The organism is Gemmatimonadota bacterium, assembly GCA_039715185.1.
GTDB lineage: Bacteria > Gemmatimonadota > Gemmatimonadetes > Longimicrobiales > RSA9 > DATHRK01.
Genome location: JBDLIA010000015.1, coordinates 25,886 through 48,521, shown reverse-complemented (window position 1 = coordinate 48,521; position 22,636 = coordinate 25,886). Strand labels below are relative to the sequence as shown.

General features: G+C 70.4%; 17 protein-coding genes. 8 read left to right on the top strand and 9 right to left on the bottom strand.

Annotation, left to right across the window (positions count from 1 at the left end; all coding sequences use genetic code 11):
• From ABFS34_04705 to ABFS34_04695, 3 genes are all read left to right on the top strand, one after another.
• Positions 1-1,738, top strand: a 1,738-nt coding sequence (locus ABFS34_04705) for an ATP-binding cassette domain-containing protein (GenBank protein MEN8374727.1), incomplete at its 5' end; no start/stop codon positions are given.
• Positions 1,739-1,893: 155 nt separating this feature from the next.
• Positions 1,894-2,751, top strand: a complete 858-nt coding sequence (locus ABFS34_04700; GenBank protein MEN8374726.1) for a sulfurtransferase — start codon at positions 1,894-1,896, stop codon at positions 2,749-2,751.
• Complete coding sequence (locus tag ABFS34_04695; GenBank protein MEN8374725.1) at positions 2,748-2,981, top strand: hypothetical protein; 234 nt, start codon at positions 2,748-2,750, stop codon at positions 2,979-2,981. Before ABFS34_04700 ends, ABFS34_04695 begins: the two co-directional genes overlap by 4 nt.
• A 53-nt stretch (positions 2,982-3,034) precedes the next feature.
• Here the strand turns inward: ABFS34_04695 and ABFS34_04690 are convergent, their stop codons facing one another.
• The 5 genes from ABFS34_04690 to ABFS34_04670 form a co-directional block, all read right to left on the bottom strand.
• Entirely contained in the window at positions 3,035-3,559 is a 525-nt protein-coding gene (locus tag ABFS34_04690) for a hypothetical protein (protein MEN8374724.1), read from the bottom strand.
• Positions 3,560-3,718: 159 nt separating this feature from the next.
• Positions 3,719-5,287, bottom strand: a complete 1,569-nt coding sequence (locus ABFS34_04685; protein ID MEN8374723.1) for an ABC transporter substrate-binding protein — start codon at positions 5,285-5,287, stop codon at positions 3,719-3,721.
• Positions 5,284-7,947 carry an AAA family ATPase gene (locus ABFS34_04680; protein MEN8374722.1) on the bottom strand — a complete coding sequence of 888 codons (2,664 nt, stop codon included), beginning with the start codon at positions 7,945-7,947 and terminating at the stop codon, positions 5,284-5,286. Before ABFS34_04680 ends, ABFS34_04685 begins: the two co-directional genes overlap by 4 nt.
• A gap of 116 nt (positions 7,948-8,063) precedes the next feature.
• A complete protein-coding gene (locus tag ABFS34_04675; GenBank protein MEN8374721.1) occupies positions 8,064-9,539 on the bottom strand; it encodes a hypothetical protein in 1,476 nt (491 codons plus the stop codon).
• A gap of 353 nt (positions 9,540-9,892) precedes the next feature.
• On the bottom strand, positions 9,893-11,032 hold the full coding sequence (locus tag ABFS34_04670) for an ATP-binding protein (protein MEN8374720.1): 1,140 nt from the start codon (positions 11,030-11,032) through the stop codon (positions 9,893-9,895).
• 123 nt (positions 11,033-11,155) lie between these two features.
• On the opposite strand from ABFS34_04670, the gene ABFS34_04665 reads away from it, so the two are divergent.
• Entirely contained in the window at positions 11,156-11,566 is a 411-nt protein-coding gene (locus tag ABFS34_04665; protein ID MEN8374719.1) for an arsenate reductase ArsC, read from the top strand.
• A 110-nt stretch (positions 11,567-11,676) separates the two neighbouring features.
• Positions 11,677-12,216, top strand: a complete 540-nt coding sequence (locus ABFS34_04660; GenBank protein MEN8374718.1) for a hypothetical protein — start codon at positions 11,677-11,679, stop codon at positions 12,214-12,216.
• Between the two features lie 20 nt (positions 12,217-12,236).
• Here ABFS34_04660 and ppk1 read toward each other — a convergent pair whose 3' ends face one another.
• The 4 genes from ppk1 to ABFS34_04640 all read right to left on the bottom strand — a co-directional run bounded on the left by ppk1 (position 12,237) and on the right by ABFS34_04640 (position 18,286).
• A complete protein-coding gene (gene ppk1 / locus ABFS34_04655; GenBank protein ID MEN8374717.1) occupies positions 12,237-15,392 on the bottom strand; it encodes a polyphosphate kinase 1 in 3,156 nt (1,051 codons plus the stop codon).
• Between the two features lies 1 nt (position 15,393).
• Positions 15,394-17,115: an adenine deaminase gene (gene ade / locus ABFS34_04650; protein MEN8374716.1), complete on the bottom strand. Its 1,722-nt coding sequence runs from the start codon at positions 17,113-17,115 to the stop codon at positions 15,394-15,396.
• Positions 17,112-17,888 (bottom strand): archaetidylserine decarboxylase, encoded by a 777-nt coding sequence (gene asd / locus ABFS34_04645; protein MEN8374715.1) that lies wholly within the window; start codon positions 17,886-17,888, stop codon positions 17,112-17,114. Before asd ends, ade begins: the two co-directional genes overlap by 4 nt.
• An 80-nt stretch (positions 17,889-17,968) precedes the next feature.
• The gene (locus ABFS34_04640) at positions 17,969-18,286 is read right to left on the bottom strand and encodes a FeoA domain-containing protein (GenBank protein ID MEN8374714.1); all 318 of its coding nucleotides are present in this window, start codon (positions 18,284-18,286) and stop codon (positions 17,969-17,971) included.
• A 434-nt stretch (positions 18,287-18,720) separates the two neighbouring features.
• On the opposite strand from ABFS34_04640, the gene ABFS34_04635 reads away from it, so the two are divergent.
• The 3 genes from ABFS34_04635 to ABFS34_04625 are packed head-to-tail and all read left to right on the top strand — an operon-like array spanning position 18,721 to position 22,619.
• The gene (locus ABFS34_04635; GenBank protein ID MEN8374713.1) at positions 18,721-19,854 is read left to right on the top strand and encodes a citrate/2-methylcitrate synthase; all 1,134 of its coding nucleotides are present in this window, start codon (positions 18,721-18,723) and stop codon (positions 19,852-19,854) included.
• Positions 19,851-21,065 carry an isocitrate dehydrogenase (NADP(+)) gene (gene icd / locus ABFS34_04630; GenBank protein ID MEN8374712.1) on the top strand — a complete coding sequence of 405 codons (1,215 nt, stop codon included), beginning with the start codon at positions 19,851-19,853 and terminating at the stop codon, positions 21,063-21,065. The genes ABFS34_04635 and icd overlap by 4 nt, the downstream gene beginning before the upstream one ends.
• Positions 21,066-21,095: 30 nt before the next feature.
• On the top strand, positions 21,096-22,619 hold the full coding sequence (locus tag ABFS34_04625) for a leucyl aminopeptidase (GenBank protein MEN8374711.1): 1,524 nt from the start codon (positions 21,096-21,098) through the stop codon (positions 22,617-22,619).
• The last annotated feature ends 17 nt before the right edge of the window (positions 22,620-22,636 follow it).

Genomic DNA, 22,636 nt, shown 5'->3' with positions numbered 1-22,636 from the left:
GCTGTTCTTCGCGCTGGCCGCGGGTCCGGCCTTCCGGTCCTGGGCCGGTCTCGCCACGGTCCTCAACGCCGCGGCCCCGCTAGGCATCCTGGCCGCCGCCGTTGCGCTGCTGATGATCGCCGGCGAGTTCGACCTGTCCGTCGGCGCCACCATTGGCGCGTCCGGGATGCTGATGGCGGGGCTGATCGGCGAGGCGGGCTGGGATCCCACCGTGGCCGCGCTGGCCGGCCTCGCGCTGGCCGGCGCGATCGGCGCGTTCAACGGCGCCGTCGTCGTGCGCACCGGCCTGCCGTCCCTCATCGTAACGCTCGCGGTGATGTTCGCGGTGCGCGGGGCGACCATCGGGCTCGCGAGAGGGCTGACCGGGAGCACGCAGCTCGCGGCGTCCGGGTCGAGCGCGACGTGGGAGGCGCTGCGCGCGCTGCTGGCTTCCGAGGTCGCCGGGCTGCGCGTCTCCATCGGCTGGTGGGTCGCGATCACGGCGGCGCTCGGCTGGGTGCTCGCGCGTTCCGTGCTGGGAAACTGGATCCTGGCGGCCGGCGGGGCTCCTGAGTCCGCGCGCGCCGCGGGGGTCCCGGTGCGCGGGGTCAAGGTGACGCTGTTCGTGACGACATCGGTCGCCGCGTGGCTGATCGCGCTGATCCAGTTGCTGCGCTTCGGCGGCTCCGACGCGCTGCGCGGGCAGGGCCAGGAATTCCACGCCATCGTGGCGGCGGTCATCGGGGGCGCGCTCCTGACCGGCGGGTACGGCAGCGTCCTCGGCGCGGCGTTCGGCGCGCTGATCTACGGAGTCGCGCGCCAGGGGATGGTCATCACCGGGGTCGACGCGGACTGGTTCCAGGCGGCGCTCGGTGCGCTACTGCTGGGCGCCGCGTGGCTGAACCACAGGTCCAGGATCGCCGCGGCGAGATCGGCGGCGCACGCGGGCGAGACCGAAGCCCCGCCCGCCCCGACGCAGTTCGCGCCTGCCGTGCCGCCGTCTGCAGCGGGCGCGACGACGCCCGTCCTCGAGGCGCGCGAGGTGAGCCGCTCCTACGGCGCCGTCGACGCGCTGCGCGAGGCCTCGCTTCGGCTGCACGCGGGCCGGGTCACGTGCTTGGTAGGGGACAATGGGGCCGGGAAGAGCACGCTGATCCGGACCCTCACGGGGGTCGAGGCTCCGGACCAGGGCGCCGTGCTGCTCGACGGCCGGAAGGCGCGGCTGCGCTCGCCCGCACATGCGCGCAGGGCGGGCATCGCGGTCGTGCACCAGCACCTGGCGCTCGCGCCGCTCATGAGCGTGTGGCGCAACTTCGTCCTGGGCGCGGAGCAGGGCGGCGCGCCGCTGCGGCCCCTGGACGCGACCGCCTGCCGCTCCGCGACGCGAGCCGGTGCCGCGGCCCTCGGGGTGTCGCTGGATCCCGTCGACCGGCCGCTGGCGGCGCTGTCCGGAGGGCAGCGACAGGCGCTCGCCATCGCGCGTGCTCTGGCCGGCTCCCCCAGGGTGCTCATCCTGGACGAGCCCACCGCGGCGCTTGGCGTAACCGCTACGGACAGGGTGCTCGACGCGATCCGGGCGGTCCGGGGCGCCGGCGTGGCCGTGCTCCTCGTCACCCACGACCCCGCTCAGGCGCTCGCGGTGGGCGACGACATCGTCGTCCTGGCGCGCGGCGGCGTCGTCGCGGACGAGTCCGCTGAGCGATACTCGGCCGCGCGGCTGCGCTCGCTCATGAGGGGCATTGATCCACAGGACACGTGACGCAATGTTAAGACGTTCGGTTACCTGTCGACGCACACATCCTGCCGAGCGCCGAGGCCGATCGAACCCTTGATAGCCGCCGCCGCGCCAGCGCGAGACTAAGAGTCCGCAGCGCGGATTCCGATAGCGAATCGGTTCTCAGCGAGGAGGCCGCCATGGCCTACGTATCTCCCGAGGTTCTCGTAGACACGTCCCAAGTTCTCGTAAACACGGACTGGGTGGCGTCGCACCTGAACGACGCCGGTGTCCGGGTGGTGGAAGTGGACGTCGACACTTCATCATTCGATGACGGCCACATCCCCAACGCGGTGGGCTGGAATTGGACGACGCAGTTGTGCGACACCGTCATCCGGGACATCACTCCTCCGGCCGAGCTCGCCGCACTCCTGGGCGCATCCGGGATCTCTCCGGACACGACGATCGTGCTGTACGGAGACAACAACAACTGGTTCGCGGCCTGGGCGTTCTGGCAGCTCAAGCTGTACGGCCACTCAGACGTGCGGATGATGGACGGCGGGCGCGCGAAGTGGATCGCCGAGGGTCGCTCGCTGAACACCGACGCGGCGGCGCAGCAGACGACGTCCTACCCGGTGCCCGATGCCGACCCGGCGCTGCGCGCGATGCTGCCGGACGTGCAGGCGGTGGTCGATGCGAATTCGGCCGGGCTGGTGGACGTGCGCAGTCCCGCGGAGTTCTCGGGCGAGATTCTGGCGCCTCCGGGCCTGCCCGAGACGTGTCAGCGGGGAGGCCACATCCCCGGCGCGTCCAACATCCCGTGGGGCAAGGCGGTGAACGAGGACGGGACCTTCAAGTCCTACGATGAACTCGCGGCGCTATACCAGGGCGAGGGCATCACGCCCGACCGGCCGGTGATCACCTACTGCCGCATCGGCGAGCGCTCCAGCCACAGTTGGTTCGTGCTCAAGTACCTGTTGGGCTATGACGACGTCCGCAACTACGATGGGTCCTGGACCGAGTGGGGCAATCTGGTTGGCGCGCCGGTGGAGCGGTGAGCGCTATCAAGCCGGAGGATTGGGCGGAGCGGCGCCTGGAGTTGGCAGGCTGGTCCGTCAGGGTTGTTTCCTACCGATTGGGCGACACCTACCTGTGTACGGTCGACAACGTCGATCCGGGTGCGCGCGTGGCTCGCGGGCGCGGATCGACGAGGGAGGAGGCCGAGGGCGTCGCCATCGATCGAGCGGAGACGAGGCTCGCGGCGACCCGCAGGCGCTCGGCCAGCTAGCCGATCACGGCGGGGGTGGCCGTGTGGCCACCCCCGCCGACCGGCTCCCCACCTCAGAAGCGGCGCCGCTCGTCGGCCAGCAGATCCAACTCCACGAAGACGTCTCTCTCGCCGCCCTCCAGGAAGCACCGGAATTGCGCGTCGGCGAAGGCGTCGATGCGACCGTGACGGAAGCGCCCCTCCAGCCGGCGATCTCGGTGGATCACGCGACAGCCGTGCTCTACCTCGAACACCCCGAAGCGTCCGTCCCGGAGCTCTATCTCCAGGTCCAGATCGCCGTCGGAGTACACGTGTCCGCGGATCCTTCCCGAGCGCTCGGGGATACAGTCGCCGAAGGTCGACAGGATGGCGTGCCGGCCGGAGAAGTCCTCGCCGCGCTGCCGGGTAATGTCCAGGTGCCCGTCGCAGTCACCCTCGTCGGCTATGCCCAGGCTCGGCACGTCCACGTACCATATCCAGAGCGCGTCGTAGTCTCCGGTGATGCGGTGCCGGGGATCGGTGAGCGACAGGTCGCAGGCGCCGGCGGCGAGGGCCGGCACCAGCGCGAGCGCCAGGCAGGCAATTCGCTGAGCGTTCATGGCATGACGGGGAACGGCGGGGTCCTATCGATACTACCCGACCCCCCGTCTCCATGATCCGCTCGAACCCCTAGTGTACCGTTGCAGAAGTCCCGTAGGCATTCGGCCCGCCCTGCATCCCACGCGCCTCGGTGCACACGGGACTTCCGCGCCGGCACACTAGCGCTTCCGCCAGTCCGCGATCGCGCCGAACGGACCCGCGCCGGTCACCCGCACCCCCGTGAGCCGCGGTCCTACCGCAAGCGCTCGCGGTGAATAGACGGTGTAGACGGTCGGCACGTCGCGCGCGATCGCGCGCTGCAGCTCGCGGTAGATGTCCGCGCGCTCGCCGGTGTCGGTGATCTCGGAGAGCGCGTCGATCAGCGAGTCGACCTCGGCGTTGGCGTAGCCCGCCAGGTTCGCGAATCCCTCGGAGTGCAGCTCGCCGAAGGGATCGAAGGTTTCGATCCGCTCCGGCGTGAAGAGCAGAGCCATCGCCGCGGGCCGGCGCTCCGGGTCGGTGATCGCCTCGATGAAGGAAGCGCCTTCCATCAGCTCCAGGCGCGCGTCCATCCCCACGCGACGGAGCTGGGACTGGACCGCGGTGAGGATGTTCTGCGCGCCCAGCGGCGCCACGATCGCGAAAACCAGCGGCTCGCCCGACGCGTTCACGCGTACGTCGGAATCACCGGGAAGCGACCAGCCGGCGCTGTCCAGCAGCGCGGAGGCGAGCGCCGGGTCGTTGTCCGGCTGCACGATGTCCGGGTCACGCGAGCCGCTGGCGGACGGCATGAACGTGCCGGCCGGGCTAGCCACCGGCGACAGGACGCCGGCAAGTTCCTGACGATCCAGCGCCGCCGAAAACGCGCGCCGGACGCTCGCGTCGTCGAACGGAGCCACGTCGTTGGAGAGCGGGATCACCTGTACGCCGACGGGGCCGACCGCCATCCCCTCGATGCCCGCGGCTTCCTCGGCCTCGTCCAGCGCCGACCCGCCCATCAGGCAGAGGTCCGCGCCGCCCGTCTGGAGCTCGATGAGTTGGGTGGACACCTCTGGTATGAAGCGGAAAACGAGTCTCTCCGGTCCTCCCCTCGGATCGGTGGGCACCGCGTCGTGACGCTGCAACGTGAGGCTCCCGTCCGCCGCCCACTCCACGAACGCGTAGGGCCCGCTGCCGGTAGGCTCCCGGTGGAATACGGCCTGCGCGAAGGTCTCGGCGGGTTCCTCGGCGAGCAAGTGGACGGGGAGGATCGGGAGCACGGCGAACGGCTCCAGGCCCGGCACGTAGGGCCCGTCGAAGGTGACCAGGATCTCCCGCTCGGCGGTGATCTCCGCGCTCACGAGTCCCTGGAAATCGGCGCCCGCCCAGTAAGCGTAGGCCGGGTCGGCCGCGGTGCGCAGCGTCCACACCACGTCCTCCGCTACGAGCGGCGTGCCGTCGTGCCAGGTCAGGTCGTCGCGGAGACTGAATCGCACATCGGACCCGTCCTCGCTCCACTCCCAGGAGGCGGCCGCACCCGCTTCGATCCCGGCCTCTCCAACGCGTACGAGCGGCGTGTAGAGGAGCGGCAGCAGGTCCACGGCGACCTGGTCGGGAGTGACGAAAGGGTTCAGGGAGGCGGGCGGCACGTCGGTGCACACGACCGCGATGGCGGGAGCGGTCGCCCGGGCTCCGTCACCGCCGTCCCCGCACGCCATTAACGCGAACGTCCCCACGAGCAGGGTCCCCGCCGTCCGTCCTCGCATCATGCCTCCAATGTCGTTAGCAGTTCGTCCGCGGTGCGGGTCAGCGCCAGCGCTCCGAGCCGTGCGCTCGCCTCGCGCGCCTCACGCGCCAGGACGATCGCGGTCGCGGCGTCCTCCGGCGCGAGCAGCTGGGCCCGTTCCAGGTGGACCCGCGTCCATTCGTACGGGTCGAGCTGCTCCAGACGCTGCTCCGCCGCACGCATGCTCTCATCCGCATCCTCCGCCCTTCCATCGTGCGCCGCCAGCCGGGCGAGGAGGAGGGCGTAGGCCTTCCGGTCCTCGCCCCAGTCGTCGCCTTCTCCAAGCAGTTCGCGCGCTGCCTTTTCCGCCTGGCGCGCGCCTTCCACGTTCCCCAGGGCCAGTCGACAGGTACCGATACCGCACCAGGCGATGATCTCCTCGGCGGCAAAGCCCCCCGCCGAAGCTCCCTCGAGAAGCTGTCGCCAGCGCGCCTCCGCCTCCTCCCACGCACCCTCCATCTCGTAGCTTTCGGCGAGATTGTACAGCGGCGCGTACGTCTGGGCCGGCGCGTCCATGCGCTCGGCCAGGGCGATCGCCTCCATGAGCGCCTCTCTGGCGTCGTCGAAGCGCCCCTGCCGGATGAGGCTGACGGCGAAGTTCTGGCGCGCGATGGCCCCCATCGAGGGATCGACGAGGTCGTCGAAGATCGCGATCGCCTCCAGAAAGTGATCGTCCGCGGTGGCGAGGTTGCCGAGCACGGTCTGGGTGATGCCGAGGCTGTTCAGGCAGCTCCCCTCCTTCGCCCGGTCGCCCAGCCGTCGGTAGACGTCGCGGGCCATCTCCGTCTGCTCCAGCGCGGCTTCGGGGGCCCCGGCAAGCGTGAGAGCGATTCCGAAGATGCCGTGGCCCTTGGCGGTCAGCCTGTCGTCGGCCTGTTCCTGCGCGATCGCCAGCGCCTCGCCCGCCAGCTCGACGTCCATGGCGGCGTTGGTGGCCGGATGGATGATGAGCTGCCAGAGTATCTCGCACGTTTCGCCGTGCGCCTGCAGCCGGGAGGCCTCTGTCCGCAACTCCTCCAACTCGGAGAGTATCTCGGGGGCAGGGCGCGCCCCGTGGTCGCGTTCGGCCAGAAGGAGGAGGCGTCGTACGCGCAGCGTGACTTCGTCGTCACCGGCTTCCCGCACGAAGCCGAGCGACTCGCCGAAGGCGCTCTCGGCCTCCGTGTAGCGTCCGACCGCGTATCGTTCCTGTCCAAGGAGCTCCCACGCCCGGCCGGAGTCGGCAGGAGCCTCGGCGCTGCGGATCGCCCGCTCGAGCTGCTCCATCGCGTCCCAGTGGGCGTACAGCGCCGCGGCGCGCTCGGCGGCCATGACCGCGAACTCGAAGGCCCGGTCCTTGAGCCGCCCCTCCTCGAAGTGGACGGCGAGTCGCGACGAGATGCCCGCGAGATCCGGTGCGAACGTCTCCTCCAGGATCTGCGCCACCTTGCGGTGGAGGAGAATGCGGCGCTTGCCCTGGATGGCGTCGTGCAGCACCTCGTGCACGAGGGAATGGCTGAATGAGTAGATGCTGGCGAGGTCCCCATCCGGCATGTCGCGCGTGTCCACGAGCCGAATGAGCTGGTGCATTCGCGCCAGCGGCTCGAGCCTCTCCTCGAGGTCCAGCTCGTCCACGTCCAGCAGGCGCGCCACCGTGGTGGACGCGAACTCGCGGCCCTCCACGCTGGCGTACTCGAGCGTGCGCCTTTCCTCCTCGTCCAGCCGCTCCAGGCGCTTCTCGATGGTGGCTACCGCCGAGCGCGGGATCTGTACCTCCTCGGGGTGGCTCGCGAGAATGGCGGTTGCGCCCCTGGTCGCGATGAACCCCTCGGCAGACAGCCATTCCAGCATGCCCTCGAAGAACAGCGCGTTGGTGCCGGCTCTCTGCTCGAGCCACGCCAGCAGCTCTTCATCCGGCGCCGCGCCCACGCGACCGCTGACCAACTTCGCGAGCGCGGCCGTGGCGAGCCGCTCCAGGTGCAACTCATCGGCCACGCCGTAGCGCTCCAACTCTTGTCGGGCGTTCCGCATGGGATGACGGGACACGTCCACGTCCACGGGTCTGTATGAGCCCAGGATCAGGATGCGCTGGTCGCCCACTCGACGGGCCATGTGCGTGAGCAGCGAAACGCTCGCGGTGTCGGCCCAATGCAGGTCGTCGATGAACAGCACTATCGGGTCCGACTCCGCCGCCGCGAAGAACAACTGGGTGTACTGGAAGAACAGGGCTTCTTCGCTCGGCGCATCGGGGGCGCGCCCGCCGGCCCCCATCGACTGGCGCAACTCCTTGGCCGTCGTGACCGACGCCGCCAGAAACTCGCCCGCCACGGGGATCGCCGCGATCCAGTACGGCGCGATCTTCTTGGCGATCTCGCGCAGTCCCGTGGGCTTTCCTGCGGCGTCCTCGGCGAGCAGTCCGCGGAACGCCTCCACGAACGGCTGGTAGGGCTCGCCGCCTCCGTACTGCTCCGAGCAGCCCGCGCGCAGGATGCGCGCTTCGGGGTTGGAGTCGGCCACCCGGGACAGGAAATGGTCCACCAGCGTCGACTTGCCGGCCCCCGCCTCGGCGGAGAGGAACACCGCGCGCCCGCGGCCTTCCAGCGCGCCGGCGAGCGCGCCGTTCAACGCCTGCATTTCGGTGTCCCGGCCGACGAAGATGCTCATGTGAGGAAAGGTAGGGCGATGCGGCGCCGTCCGCCTCCGCGGCACCCGACCGGGAAGAAAAGCGGGGCCCTCCGATCGGAGGGCCCCGCGTGTGCCACGGCGTGTCCTGCTAGGCCCTAGAACTTCACGCTGAAGCGGCTGCCGTCGAACTCGTAGTCGCAGGACGCCGGCGGCGGCGGCACTACCTGGCGGGCTTCGCCTCCCTCCTGGGCCGGATCCGGAATGCCATCGCCGCCCTGCTCTCCGAGGGAGAAGGCGAACTCGGTACGGTCCGGGCTCAGGCCGCTCTGGATGATCGCGTACTTGACGTTCACGCCGTCATCGCTCACGCAGAAAATGACTGCGTTGCCGGTATTATCGGGGAAAGCGCAAACCACGTCCCCGTCCATCTGGCTAATCGCGGTGAACGTCAGGTTCTCCCCGTTGGCTCCGTTGGGCGTGGTCTCCTTCGACTTGAACTGGCCGTTCGCGGGGCTGCCCAACAGCAGGAAGTCGCCATAGACCGCTACCTTGGTCAGGTCGGGCACCTGGTCGTCGGGGTCACCCGGCACGCCCGGGTAGTTGAGCGCGGTGGCCCCGAACGTGGCGTTCAGGTAGTCGATGTTCTTGGCGCTGCCCCGCGTGTCCTCGATGAAGCCGGCGCCCGCCGCCGGAGGCAGCACGCACAGCGCCGGGCGCGGGAACAACCGCAGAACGTTGTTCGCGTCGGCGTCCGAGCAGGGCGCCGAGACGGCAATCAGCTCATTGCTCGCACCGCCCTCGCCTATCACTTCGATGACGCAGTCCGGGTCGTTGGGGTCGCCCATGACGAGCGCCGTAGCGGCGCCGCTCTCCTCGTCCATTCCGGTGACGTAGGCGATGCCCTTGCCGCTCTCGCACAGCGCGAGTTGCTCGGCGTCGGCCGCGATCCACGGGATGTCGTCGCACGCGGCGGCCGCGCCGAAGGGCAGCAGGGCCGACACGGGCAGTTCCGTATCCGGCAGGTCCAGGTTAAACAGCTCCACCACGATGGGCGCCTGCGGCGGCATCACGATCGTGACCTCGGAGCCGTTGTTGCGGATACGGACCGGCGGATCGTCCAGCGCGGCCAGGTAGTTGCCCAGCGTGACCGGCAGCGAGGCGCCGCGATCGCCGGTCATCGTGGCCGCGTGCGCAGGATCGGGCCCCATCAGGTCCAGGTCCGGCTCGTTCAGTGGCGGTGGCGATAAGTTCAGCGCCGCCGCCGCCAGCGTGACGCCGTCGCGGACGTGCACGAAGCCTCTGGTCGCCACGAGATCCGCGAACACGATGGTGCCGTTGAAGACCGTGTCTTCCAGGAAGCGTATCGGGCCGCACACCGGGTGCACGAACACCGCAACGAAGCCGGTGGTGAGCGGCAGACCGGTTGCGCCGTCGATGACGTTGACGGTCAGAGGGCTGGTGCCGACGAGGGCGGGGTCGCCGCTGCAATCGACGCCGCCCTGGTGTCCCGAGAACTGCGGACCCGCGGGCTCGTCGTCGCGCGTAGCAGCATCGGCGCAGGCGGCGAGGGCGACAACGACCCCTGCTGCGACAAGTCGCCAGGGGTTCCGCGTGATGGGGAGTGCACGCACTTTCTATCTCCTAGCGCAGGGGAGCGTCTCGCTCCGAAGCTTTTTGTGAGCCAGGCCTGTGATCGTCTTGACCGACGGCGCGCACCCAAGAAGCCCGAAAGCTGGGCTGAATGCGAAGTCGGGTCGGGCGCAGATACTGGGAAAATATTGCGCCGTCCGGGGGTGCTTGTCAAAGGCCCGGCCGTTCCACGGCCTGGCCCTACGCCCCTCGGGCCAATGCGGGAGGCGACGAGTCTCTCCGGCCGATTCCCCAAGTATGCAGATGCCTGGGACGCTCTATGTAGGGCAGATTACGGGAATTCGGTGGGAGGAACTCTGACTCTCATGGGCACATCGCCGCGACCAGGGCGTGGTCAGCCGGCGAGCCACGCGCGTCGGCCGGGCGGGTCAACGAACTCGAGCACGTCTACGAACTCCGCGTCGCGCTCGACGGTATCCACGATCGTGAGCACGCCGGCGCGCACGAGCCCGTGTAGCGCATCATCGAGATCCTCCGTGGAGGAGCCCACGCGGGCGGCGAACTCGTCGGCGTGGAAGCGCGCACCCAGGGATGCGGCGGTACGCAGCAGATCGGCCTGCTCTGCCGACACACCTGGTAGAGCAGCTGCCTGCGGCGGGCCAACGGCGGAGGCGGGCGGGGCGGCGCTCCAGGTCCATCGCCCCGAGACGGATGACAACGCCCCGGCGGCGTGCGCCTGCCCCAGCAGTCGCCACAGTCGCGCCGGCGTGCCGTCGAAGTGGTCGCGCCACCACGCTTCCCAGGCTTCGGGAGGCGGCGATCCCACGGCCGTTGTGACCGCGCGCATGGCGTCCTCGAACGACAGCGGCGGAATCTCGTGGTGGGCCGCGATCCCCAGCCGATCGGCCTCGAGCATCAGGTCCCGCGTTCGTCCCCCGGCCCCCGCGCGCGCGGCAGCCACGAAGACGAGCGGGACGCCCTTAAGGCGCTGCACCAGCGCGGCCGCCCCCGCGAACTCCTCCGTGTCGCCCGCGTCCAGGTTGTCCATGAGGATGAGGCGTGGGCGCTGGGCTCCCAGGCTGAGCAGCATGCGGACCTGCGCGACCGCGGCATCGGACGTCTCTTCGGGCGGTCGCTCTGCTTCGCCCTTGAGCGCGTCGCGGGTCTCGATGGTCGCCTCGAGCACGCCTCCCACGAGCGGGATGAGGCCGACCCAGCCGGACGCCGAGCGCTTGAGCGCCGCGCTCAGCCTGTCCCTACGGGTGAGCTGAGAGGCGACCTGCGACCAGGCCGACGCGTCCGGGTCGGCGGCGTCGCAGAACGCAGCCGACAGCGCCTTCCCCCTGTAGGTGGCGGCGTTGGCGAAGCGGTGGAGCAGTGTGGTCCTGCCAGATCCCGGCGGGCCCTCGATGAAGACCGCCCGACCTCCCCCCTCGACGCCGCGTGCGAGGTCGGCCGCCAGCGCCTCCAGCAGCGCCTCGCGCCCGACCCAGGGGCGGGGTCCCGGCCACGTAGGAGAAGATGCTGCCTCCAAAGGGTTCCCTCCGGTAGCTGTGCTGCGCGTACCAATCGTCCCCGGGTGTCTCAGGGTAGTCGCTGCGCGGCGCGCGTGCCAAGGCCACTTGTAGACCGCCCACGCGATCGCCAACGTGCGGCCATGGAATCCGGATCCGAGCGCCGCCCGCGCCTTCTGTTCGTGTGCGTCGAGAACTCCTGCCGCAGCCAGATGGCCGAGGGGTTCGCGCGCGCTGTCGGCGGGGAAAGCCTTGAGGCCCTGAGCGCGGGTTCGCGGCCGTCGGGCGCGGTCAACGAGCGCGCCATCGCGTTCATGGCGGAGCGCGGCGTCGACCTCTCCACGCACCGATCCCGGTCGATCGACGAGGTCGCGTCCGGGGTGTTCGACGCGGTGGTCACGATGGGCTGCGGCGACGCCTGTCCGCACGTCCCCGCCGATCGGCGGTTGGACTGGGATCTGCCGGACCCCAAGGAACTGGACGACGCCGGGTTCCGCGCCGTCCGCGACGAGATCGAGCGGCGCGTGCTGGAGCTTATCTCTTCGACCGGCTGATCCGCGCCGGCTCGTCCGGCACCTCTCTGGAACATCACCAAACCGCCCAACGCGCGCCGGTGTCACTCCTTCTGTTACCGCAGGACGTACTTTCGCCCAGGAGGTTGTTCGTGCTTCGCGTCCGCTCGGCCTTACTCGCAGTGTTCCTCGTCGCCGGCGCGGCGCCGGCGTCAGCGCAGGGTCGGCCGGCGTCGCCGGCTTGCGCCGAAGTGGAGTCGTTCGCTGAGCTGGACTTCTGGCTCGGCGAGTGGGACGTGCTGGTCAACGACCAGGTCGTTGGGCACAACCGGATCGAGAAGATCCTCGAGGGCTGCGCGGTGATGGAGCACTGGACCGACTCCGGCGGGGGAGAAGGCAAGAGCCTCTTCTACCACATCCCCGCCACGGGCGACTGGAAGCAGGTGTGGGTGACCGGTAACGCAACGAGGCCGGGCGGTGTCAAGGAGAAGACGCTGGTCGAGCGCCCGGGCGAGGGCGCGGTCCGTTTCCAGGGCCGGATACAGAGACCCAACGGCAGTACCTACCTGGACCGGACAACGCTCACGCCATCCCCGGACGGCACGGTTCGCCAGGTGATCGAACTCTCGACCGACGAGGGCGAGACGTGGCGATCGGTTTGGGACTCGGTGTACCGCCGCAAGGAAGACTAGGCGTCGCCCGCGGGGGCGCGTCAGGACCCCACCGGCCCGCCGACGACCTGTTCGCCGCGCCGCCACGAGCCATCCCCCTGGAGGGTCCAGGCGTCGGGCGCTTCCAGGTAGTCGGTCAGGATGCCATCCAGCGCGGCCTGGTGGTCGGCGTCGTAGACCGGCGTGGCGACCTCGATGCGGCGGCGCAGGTTGCGCGGTCGCAGGTCGCCGGAGCCGATGAAGTATTCCGGCTCGCCGGCGTTGTGGAAATGGAAGATCCGCGAATGCTGGAGGTAGCGACCCACCCGGCTCACGATGCGGATGTTTTCCGACAGGCCTTCCACGCCTGGCCGCAGCGCCACCAGCTCGCGAACCGCCAACTCGACGCGCACCCCCTGTTGGGAGGCCCCGTAAAGCGCACCTATCAACGTGTGGTCGGTCAGGCCGTTGAACTGGCCGCGGATCAGCCCCTCTCCGCCGGCGCGCGCGTGCTCCACTTCGCGCTCTATCCTGGACTGTAGCGCACCCGCCATGTTGAACGGCGCGACCAGGAGATGGCCGAACTCACCCGGCGCGGAGTAGCCGGACAGCAGGTTGAAGACGGCGTTCACGTCATCCGTGATGCCCTCGTGACGGGTCAGAATCCCCACGTCCACGTAGGCGGCGGCCGTCGCCGCGTTCAGGTTGCCCGTGCCCACGTATGCATAGCGCGCCAGGCCTTCGCCCTCGCGCCGCGTAACGAGCGCCAGCTTGGCGTGGACCTTGTAGCGGGGCGGGCTGAAGATCACATGGATCCCCGATCTCTCCAGGGTTTTCGCCCACTCGATGTTGCGCTGTTCGTCGAAGCTGGCCTTGAGCTCCACGAGTGCCAGGACGTCCTTGCCGTTGGCCCTCGCCCTCCTCAGAGCCGCCACCACGGGCGACGCGCGGTCGGTCCGGTACAGGGTCACGCGCAGGTTGACCACGTCGGGGTCGTCGGCGGCCTCCTCCAGGAGGCGCACCACGGTTCGCTCGAAGTCGTCCCGCGGGAATTCCAACAGGCGATCCTTGTCGGCGACTTCGGCGATTAGCGAGGCGGCGCCTTCGAAGGGGTCACTCTGCTGGGCGGGCGGGAAACGCAGGTCGGGCCGGTGTACCGCCGCCAGCTCCTTCAGCGCGGCCAGGTCCACGAGCCAGTCCGCGGCGTACACGTCCGCATCGGTGAGCGACGCCGCGCCGGCGCGATCCTCGGCCTGGAGCCGCGCGAGCAGGTGCGCGCGCATCCAGGCGGGCATGGGACGGTCCACCTCCAGCCGCACCGCCTGGCGGAACGGCCTGGACGCTATGCGCTCCTCCACGGCGCGTAGGACGTCGAGCGGCCCGTCCTCGTCGACCTCCCTGGTCGCGGCGCTGCGGGTCACGCGGAAGGTGTGGGCCGCGGCGACATCGAAGCCGGGGTAGAGCTCGGGGAGCGTGCCGACGATCACCTCCTCGAGCGGGATGAAGCGCGCGCCGCCGGGGAGCGGCACGAAGCGCGGCAGCTCGCCCGGCAACTCGATGGCCACGAAGTGCTCGCTCGCGCTCTCCGGCAGGCGCAGCACCACCGCCAAGGCCGGCCTCAGGTTGCGGATGTGCGGGAAGGGATGGCTCGGGTCTGCCGCCAGCGGCACGATCACCGCCTCGGCCTGCTTGCCGAAGCTCGAGCGGAGGTAGTCCTGCTCCTGCTCGTCCAGCGCGTCCCAGCGCGTGATCTGGATGCCCTCGGCGGCGAGCGCGGGCACCAGCTTGGTACACATTGTGATGTACGCGCGGGTAAGCAACTCGCGGGCGCGCACGCCTATGGCGTCCAGTTGGGCGGCCGGTCCCAGACCGTCGGGCGTCAGGTGAGTTTTTTCGCCGCTCAGCTCATCCTTGTACTTCGCCACCCGGCGCATGAAGAACTCGTCTTGCCGCGCGCCGAACATGGACAGGAAGCGCACGCGCTCGAGCAGCGGCACGTCGGGGTCGTTGCAGACGGTCAGGATGCGCTCGTCGAAGGCCAGCCGCAGTAATTCCTCGTTGAGCAAGTGATCGGGCGGGATGTCCTCGCCCGGCGCCACCGGGGCGGCCAAGCGGGCCCAGGGTGGAGCTCCGCTGCGCGCACCGAGCTGGCCCTGGATGGCGACGGGCAGCTCGGGCGCCCCCTCGCCGGAGCGGACGGGCAGCTCCGAGCGCGCGAGCACGTTCAGAGCCGCCAGCGTGCGCGGGTGGCGCAGCGCCGGTCCGCCCACCATGCCGAGCACCTGCTCCACCGGAAGCCACACGGATCCCTCTCCGGCGTCGTCGGCGTTGCCGCCGATGCCCTCGGCCACCCACACCTCGACGGTGGGGCGCGCCCCCGACCCGGAGCTTACGCCCAGGAGCCGCAGCGCTCCTCCGGCGCGTCCCATGCCGGCGCGGAGCGGCAGGCGCGCCGCGGCCTCGCCCGTACCGAGGCCGCACATGACCCTCAAGCCCTCCGCCGTCTCGAGCAGCGCGACGCGGCCGTCGTGATAGGGAAGGACGGCCACCTCGCGCGCCCCGCGGATGGCCTGTTCGAGGACCGCGACCTCGAGGTCCTCCAGCATGTCGCGCGCGCGGTGCGCGAGGTCGCCGAGCACCGGCCGCACCATGTATTGGGTCTCGAAGGCCTGGACCAGCCCGGCCATCTGGCCAGCTTCCTCTTCCGGAATGCGGATCTCGAGCTGGTGGATGTCGGCGGCGGTCTCGCGCCGGCGCAGGGTGACCGAGTCGTAGGCGAAGCGGATGGAGTCGCCGTCGCCATCGGGGGGCTCCGCCAGGCGGATGCGCCGCAGGGTCTCCAGCTGAAACGCCACGCCCAGCAGCTCCGGGTCCACCAGCGCCCGCACCAACGCCGCGGGCTCCGAGTCGCCGCGCACCAGGGCGGCGATGTCCTCGTCCGGCACATCCGCGACGCGCGTGCGCCGGCGCACCCCGCCGTCTTCGGCGGGCTCCCTCACGTCCGCGGTGAGCAGGCGCCGGCCGGAGTCGTACACGCGTAGCCGGACGTGGGCGCCGCGACGGTGCAGGTCGCCTGCGGGGGTGTCCAGGTAGACGTCGCGGAAGACCTCGACGATGAGCTGGCGCACGGGAAGGTCGAAGGGGAGCGGATCCTCCGCCGCCCGGTCCAGCGTAGCCCTGTCGGAAAACTCGAAAGAGAGTACTCGATCTTCTTTCATTTCAGTCTGTTATCCATAGGGGCACCACTTCGAAGCGATCTACGTCCACGAGGCCGTGGTCGGTCAGCTTCAGCGCCGGAATGACCGGCAACGCCAGAAAGGATAGCGCCATGAAGGGCTCCTCGTGAGTGCCTCCCAGGCCGGCGTACGCCGCGGTCACCCGCTCCACCCCCGCGGCCACTTCCTCGAGCGGCCGGTCGCTCATGAGTCCGGCGATCGGCAGCGGCAGCCGGTCCAACACCCGGTCTCCCCTGGCGACCGCGAGGCCGCCCGCCTGCTCGGCGAGCGCCGCGACCGCCGTGCGCATCGAGTCGTCGTCGGCGCCCGCGGCGATGACGTTGTGCGAATCGTGCGCTACGGACGAGGCGATGGCCCCGCGCGGAGGTCCCACGCCCCGCGCCAGTCCCACGCCGACGCGGCCCGAGCGGCCGTGACGCTCCACGACCGCCAGCTTGCACAGGTCTTGGTCCGGATCGAGGCCGAGCTCGCCGTCCGCGCCGCGGCGCGGGCGGGTCGTGCCGGCGCCGGTGACGATCTGGCCCGGGATGACCTCGATAACGCGGGCCGCTGCGTCCTTCCACTCGATCCGCAGGGCATCTCCCCAACCCACGGGGAGTGTGATGTTCCCGGCTGGCGCGGGCAAAGCGGGGGCCAGGGGTACCTCGAGCGCGCCTGCGCGGGCGACCCTGCGACCTCCCACGTACGTCTCGGTCACCGCGACCGCCTCGGGATCATCGAGTACCACGATATCCGCCCGGGTTCCCGGCGCTATGGAGCCGTAGCCGGCCCGCGCGAGCCCGAACCATTCGGCCGCGTTGAGCGTCGCCAGCCGGTAAGCGGTGAGCAGATCGAGCCCGGACGCGATGGCGCGCCGCAACACGTGGTCGATGTGTCCTTCGGCGAGCAGGTCGACGGGGTGTCGGTCGTCGGTCGCGAAGCAGCACCTGCGCTCCGTGGCGGGCGTGACGAGGGGGAGGAGCGCGTCCAGGTTGCGGGCGGTGCTTCCTTCGCGGATCAGGATGCGCATGCCCTTGGTCAGCTTTTCGGCGGCTTCATCCAGCGCCCGGCACTCGTGGTCGCTGCCGGGTCCCGCGACCAGATAGGCGTCCAGGGCCCGCCCCGACAGACCCGGCGCGTGTCCATCCACGATGAGTCCGTCGGCCGCGTCGAGCTTGGCCATGAGCCCCGCGTCGCCCGCCACCACGCCCGGAAAATTCATCACCTCCGCCAGTCCCAGCACGCCGGGAACGCCCAGCAGCGGAGCGAGGTCCTCCGCCTCGAGCCGCGCGCCCGCGGTTTCCATGTGGGTGGCGGGCACGCACGAGCTGGCCATCACGAAGGCGGCCAGCGGCACGCCCGCGCGGCTGTCGAGCACCCAGCGGATGCCTTCGACGCCGTGCACGTTGGCGATTTCGTGGGGATCCATTACCACCGCCGTGGTGCCCCGCGGCACCACCGCACGGGCGAACTCGGGCAGCGTGATCATGGAGCTCTCGAGGTGCATGTGGGCGTCGATGAAGCCCGGTGCGAGCCACCGGCCGCTGCAGTCCACCTCGGTCGGCCCCCTGATTTCGGGCGCCACGGCCACCACGCGCTCGCCGGAGAGCGCGATGTCGACCCGCTCGGTTCGCGCCGACAGCACGTTGAGGAGCTTGCCGCCGCGCAGCACCAGGTCCGGTGGGCGGTCTCCTCGCGCCGCCGCTATGAGTTGTTCTCGCTTCATCGCTTCACCGCGATCGGGTCCCCGAGCCGGATCTCCGCGCCCCGCCTCAGCCCGGGTGCGAGCCGGTATCCATCGAACAAGAGCACCACCGTGGAGCCGAGGTGGAAGATCATCAATTCGTCACCCCGCTCGAGCCTGGGGGTGGGGTCGTAGCGGTGCGCCCGGTCGATGCCGGCTCGCGGATTCCAGCCGGGCGCCGCGGGCACCGAGATGCGGCCTACGTTGAGCGCGCCCACGGCGACCACCGCGACCGCGGTCGAGTCGCCCTCGATGGCGCAGGCTACGCGCTCGTTGGACACGAACAGGCGGTCCACCAGCGCGACCGCCGGGGCGTTGACCGGCAGCAGCCGCCCGGCCACGTGCCGGACAGTCCGGAGCGCGCCGGCCAGCGGGGCGTGCACGCGATGGTAGTGCCTGGGGGCCAGGTAGATGGTCAGGTAAACGCCCCCAGCGAAGCGAGCGGCGAGGTCGGCGTCCCCGAGCAGCTCGTCGACGAGATAGGGGCGCCCCTTGGCCTGGAGCGCGGCGCCGTCCTCGACTTTTCCGAAGCGGCCCACCACGCCGTCCACCGGAGACCCGGCGACCGACGAATCATCGGGCCACCGGCGCGCTCCCGCTCGCAGCCGCCGGGTGAAGAACGCGTCGAAGGTGCCGTAGCTGGCCAACGGCCGCTCGGTTTCGCCCGTGTCGGCACCCACGGCCGCGGCGAAGGCCCTGTACAGTGGCCAGCGGAGGGCCTTGGGGACGGGCGAGTCGGCCAGCCGCGCCGCCAATCGGCTGGCGCGCGCCGTCGGTGCTCGCGCCAGCGCCGCGAGCGTCAGCCGCCAGGCCGCGCGCCGCAGCGGCGGCGAACTTATGCGGCGGTCGGGCCGTCCAGCGCGGGGTCCGGCAAGCGACTCGAAATCTCGCGATGGGCCGCCGGCTTCTGCTTCCCCAGCAGGTCCACCTCCACGAAGCGAGCCACCTGACGGCTCAGCGACGTGGTTGGCCCGTTCTCCACGTCCAGCGTTATCCCCGATGGCCCAGACTCACGGCAGCGGACGACGTCCCCCTCGCGCAGACCCGCCGCCTGGCAGGTCGCGCGCACTCCATGAAAGAGAATGGCGCGTATCTGCGCGCGCACGCCAGGCCGGATGGCGGCCAAGCTGCCGCGCGAGCGGGATGGAGTCATACCAGGCACGAGGGCTCCGGGGCTCGGGGTCCTGTCGCTGTACACGTGGCGCGCGCGCGCCACGGACATCGCTTCGATTCTGGGGAACGACCGCCGACCGACCGTATGGGAGAGAAAGCTTCGGCCGCGGCGGAACCGCGCCGGATCGACTCCGACGCAGACTGAAGCTAGCGCAGGCAGAGGGTCCGATCAAGGCCGGGCGAGCGCCGCGCGAAAGGGCGCCCCGGGTACCAAAGCGCCCGTGAGTTGGCGCTTTTTGCCGGCTTGCCTCGCGCGCGAGCGGGCGCGTATACTCGCAGCGCGAGACCGCCTGGCGGCAGTTCCCGCATCCGGTCGCCGATCCACCGGCAGCCAAGCTTCAGCAAGCACGCTTCCGCCGCCGACTCGACGCTCCCGCTGCGCCGCGTCGGGGCGCTTTTTCGTTCGGAGGAGTCATGTCCAGTCAGGGGTTGGAAGGGGTCGTCGCAGCCAAGACGTCCCTGAGCAAGGTCATTGGCGACGAGGGTCGCCTGATCTACGCAGGCTACGAGATCGGTGACCTCGCCGAAAACGTGTCGTTCGAGGAGGTGTGCTACCTGCTCTGGAACGGCGAGCTGCCCAACGCGACGGAGCTGGAGGGCATCGGGCGGGAGCTCGGCGAAGCCCGCCGCCTGCACCCCGGAGTCCTGGAGGTCCTGCGCCTCCTGCCCACCGACATCCACCCCATGGCGGCCCTGCGTACGGGCCTGTCGGCCGCGGGCAATTTCGACCCCGAGGCGGAGGACGACTCGCTCGAGGCCAACCGACGCAAGGCGGTGCGTATCACCGGGCAGATCTGCTCGATCAGCACGGCCTACGAGCGCCTGCGGCACGGGGCCGACCCGGTGGAGGCGGATCCGGAGAGGGGGCTCGCCGAGGACGTCCTGCGCATGCTCACGGGCAGCGCTCCGGGAGAGCTGGAAGCGCACATCATGGACGTCGCGCTGATCCTGCACGCGGATCACGGCCTGAACGCGTCCACGTTTTCGGCGCGCGTGACGGTCGCGACGCTGGCCGACATGTACTCCGCGATCGTGTCGGCCATCGGCACGCTCAAGGGTCCGCTGCACGGCGGCGCGAACCAGCGCGTGATGCGGATGCTGATGGACATCGGCGACGCGGCCGCGGCCGGCGACTGGATCCGCGGCGCGCTGGAGCGCAAGGAGCGTATCATGGGGTTCGGCCACCGCGTGTACAAAGCGCTGGACCCGCGCGCGCCCATCCTGAAAGCTCTGGCCCGGGAGTTGGGGCGGGAGCGCGGCGAGAGCCGATGGATCGATATCTCCGAAGCGGCAAACGCCGTCATGCGCGATGAAATGGACGCGCGCGGCAAGAAGATCTACGCCAACGTCGATTTCTACAGCGCCGCGGTCTACTACACGTTGGGCGTTCCGGTCGATCAGTTCACCAACGTCTTCGCCATCTCCCGCGCGTCCGGCTGGACGGCCAACGTGCTGGAACAGCTCGCCGACAATCGGCTGATCCGCCCCAAGGCGGAATACGTGGGCCCGCTGGGCAAGCGCGTCGCGCCGCTGGGAGAGCGCGCGTGAGCGGCGCCGCTGAGCCGCAAGACGGGACCCTGATCCGCAAGGACGAGTCCGGCCTCCACGTACCAGACGACCCCATCATTCCGTTCATCGAGGGCGACGGGATCGGCCCGGACATCTGGCGCGCCACGCGCGCCGTGCTGGAGGCCGCGGTCCGACGCGAGTACGGAGACTCGCGGCGGATCGTGTGGCGGGAGATCCTCGCGGGAGCGAAGGCCAAGGAAGCTACGGGCGAGTGGCTGCCCCAGGACACGATAGACGCCATCGCCGAGTACCGAGTGGCGATCAAGGGGCCTCTCACTACCCCCGTGGGCGGAGGCATCCGCTCGCTCAACGTGACCCTGCGGCAGGTGCTGGATCTGTACTCGTGCATTCGACCCGTGCGCTACTTCGATGGCGTCCCCTCGCCCATGCGCGAGCCCGAAAAGCTGGACGTCGTGATCTTCCGCGAGAACACCGAGGACGTTTACGCCGGCATCGAGTATCGGGCGGGGTCCCCGGAAGCCGAGCGGTTGCGCGAGGTCCTGGCGGAGTTCGGTGCCAACGTGCGCGAGGGCAGCGGCATAGGCGTGAAGCCCATCAGCGCTTTCGGCACCAAGCGGCTGGTGGCCGCCGCCATCCGGCACGCGCTCGAACGCGGACGGGACTCCGTCACGCTCGTGCACAAGGGCAACATCATGAAGTTCACGGAGGGCGCCTTCCGCGACTGGGGCTACGAGGTCGCGCGGGACGAGTTCGGCGACCGCACGGTGACGGAGTCGGACGCCGGCCCGGGCGAGGAGCGCCTGATCATCAAGGACCGGATCGCCGACGCGATGTTCCAGCAGGTGCTGCTGCGCCCCTCAGAGTACTCCGTGATCGCGCTGCCCAACCTGAACGGCGACTACCTGTCGGACGCGTGCGCCGCGCAGGTGGGCGGGCTGGGCATGGCGCCCGGCGCCAACGTGGGCGACGACGCGGCGCTGTTCGAGGCCACCCACGGCACCGCCCCCAAGTACGCCGGCATGGACAAGGTCAACCCGGGGTCGCTGATCCTCAGCGGCGTGATGATGCTCGAGTATCTGGGCTGGACCGAGGCCGCCGAGGCCGTGGTCCGCGGGCTCGAGGGCGCCATCCATGAGCGCCGCGTGACCTACGACCTGGAGCGCCAGATGGACGGCGCGACGCTCGTGTCCACTTCCGGATTCGGCGAAGGAATCATCGCCCGCATGTAGGCGCGTCCCGACCGACCCCGAGAACACCGAATGGCCGACATGACCATCGACGTAGTCGACCTGGCGCCCGAGGAGATCGAGACGCCCCTGCTCGTGGCGCACGCGCTCCAGAGCGAGGACGGACTCAGCGGCGCCGCGGGCGCCCTGGACGACAGGCTGGGCGGCACGATCAGCCGCGCGCTGGACGCCGGAGACTTCCGCGGCAAGCTCGCCGAAACGCTGCTGCTCTATCCGCGCGAGGGAGAGGTCGGCGCCGAGCGCGTGCTGATCGTGGGGGCGGGCGAGCCCGACGAGTACACCATGGAGACCGTGCGCAAGGTCGTGGGCACGGCGGTGCGCAAGGCCGAGGCGCTGGGCGTGAGCCGCGTGGCGTTCGATCAGCGCCTGGGCGGCGACGTGGAGGACATGGGACCGCGCAACGCGGCCCACGCGGCGGCCGAGGGGTTCGCGCTGGCTTGTTGGGACTACCGCGACCTGAAGACGGAGTCCGACGAGGACGCGCCGCGCGCGTCGGTCGCCGAGCTCACGTTGCTGGCCGGCCCGGCGGCGGACGCGGCCCGCGAAGGCGTGCGCGAGGGCCGCGCCATAGCGGGCGGTGAGAACTTCGCGCGCGCGCTTGCGACCCTCCCCGGGAACGTCGCCACGCCCACCGCGCTCGCGGACCGGGTCGCGGCGATGGCGGCGGAGCGCAGCCTGAGCTGCGAAGTGTTCGAGCCCGGGTGGATCGAGGCCGAGCGCATGGGCGGGTTGCTCGGGGTCGCCCGGGGTAGCGACGAGGAGCCGCGTTTCATCGTCCTGAAGCACGACGGCGGCAAGCCGGGCGACCGGCCGATCGCGTTGGTGGGGAAGGGCGTCACCTTCGATTCGGGCGGTATCTCCATCAAGCCGTCCGCGGGCATGGAGGACATGAAGTACGACATGTCGGGCGCGGCGGCCGTGCTCGGCGCGATGCGGGCGCTCGCCGACCTCTCGGTCGAGACCAACGTGGTGGCCATAGTACCGGCCACCGAGAACATGCCCTCCGGGCGCGCGCTCAAGCCCGGCGACGTCATCACCATGCGCTCGGGCAAGACGGTGGAGGTGGTGAACACCGACGCCGAGGGTCGTCTGATCCTGGGCGACGCGCTGGATTACGCCAAGGAGCTGGACCCGGTGGCGGTGGTGGATCTGGCCACGCTCACGGGGGCGGTCGTCATAGCGCTCGGGCACCAGGCCGCGGCGGTGATGGGGAACGACGAGGAGCTCATCGGCGAGTTGCAAGCGGCCGGCGAGCGCTCGGGTCAGCGCTGCTGGCCACTCCCGCTGTGGGACGAGTACCGCAAGCAGATCCGGAGCGACGTCGCCGACATCAAGAACTCCGGGGGCAGGCCCGCCGGCACCATCACCGCCGGTTGGTTCCTGCGCGAGTTCGCTCCGCGCAGCCACTGGGCGCACCTGGACATCGCGGGCACCGCGTACCGGTCCGAGGCCGCGGCGAGCTATCTGCGCAAGGGCGCGACCGGGTGGCCCACGCGCCTTCTGGTGGAGTGGGTGCGCACACGGGCGCGCGCGTGACGCGACACCCGGGAGGC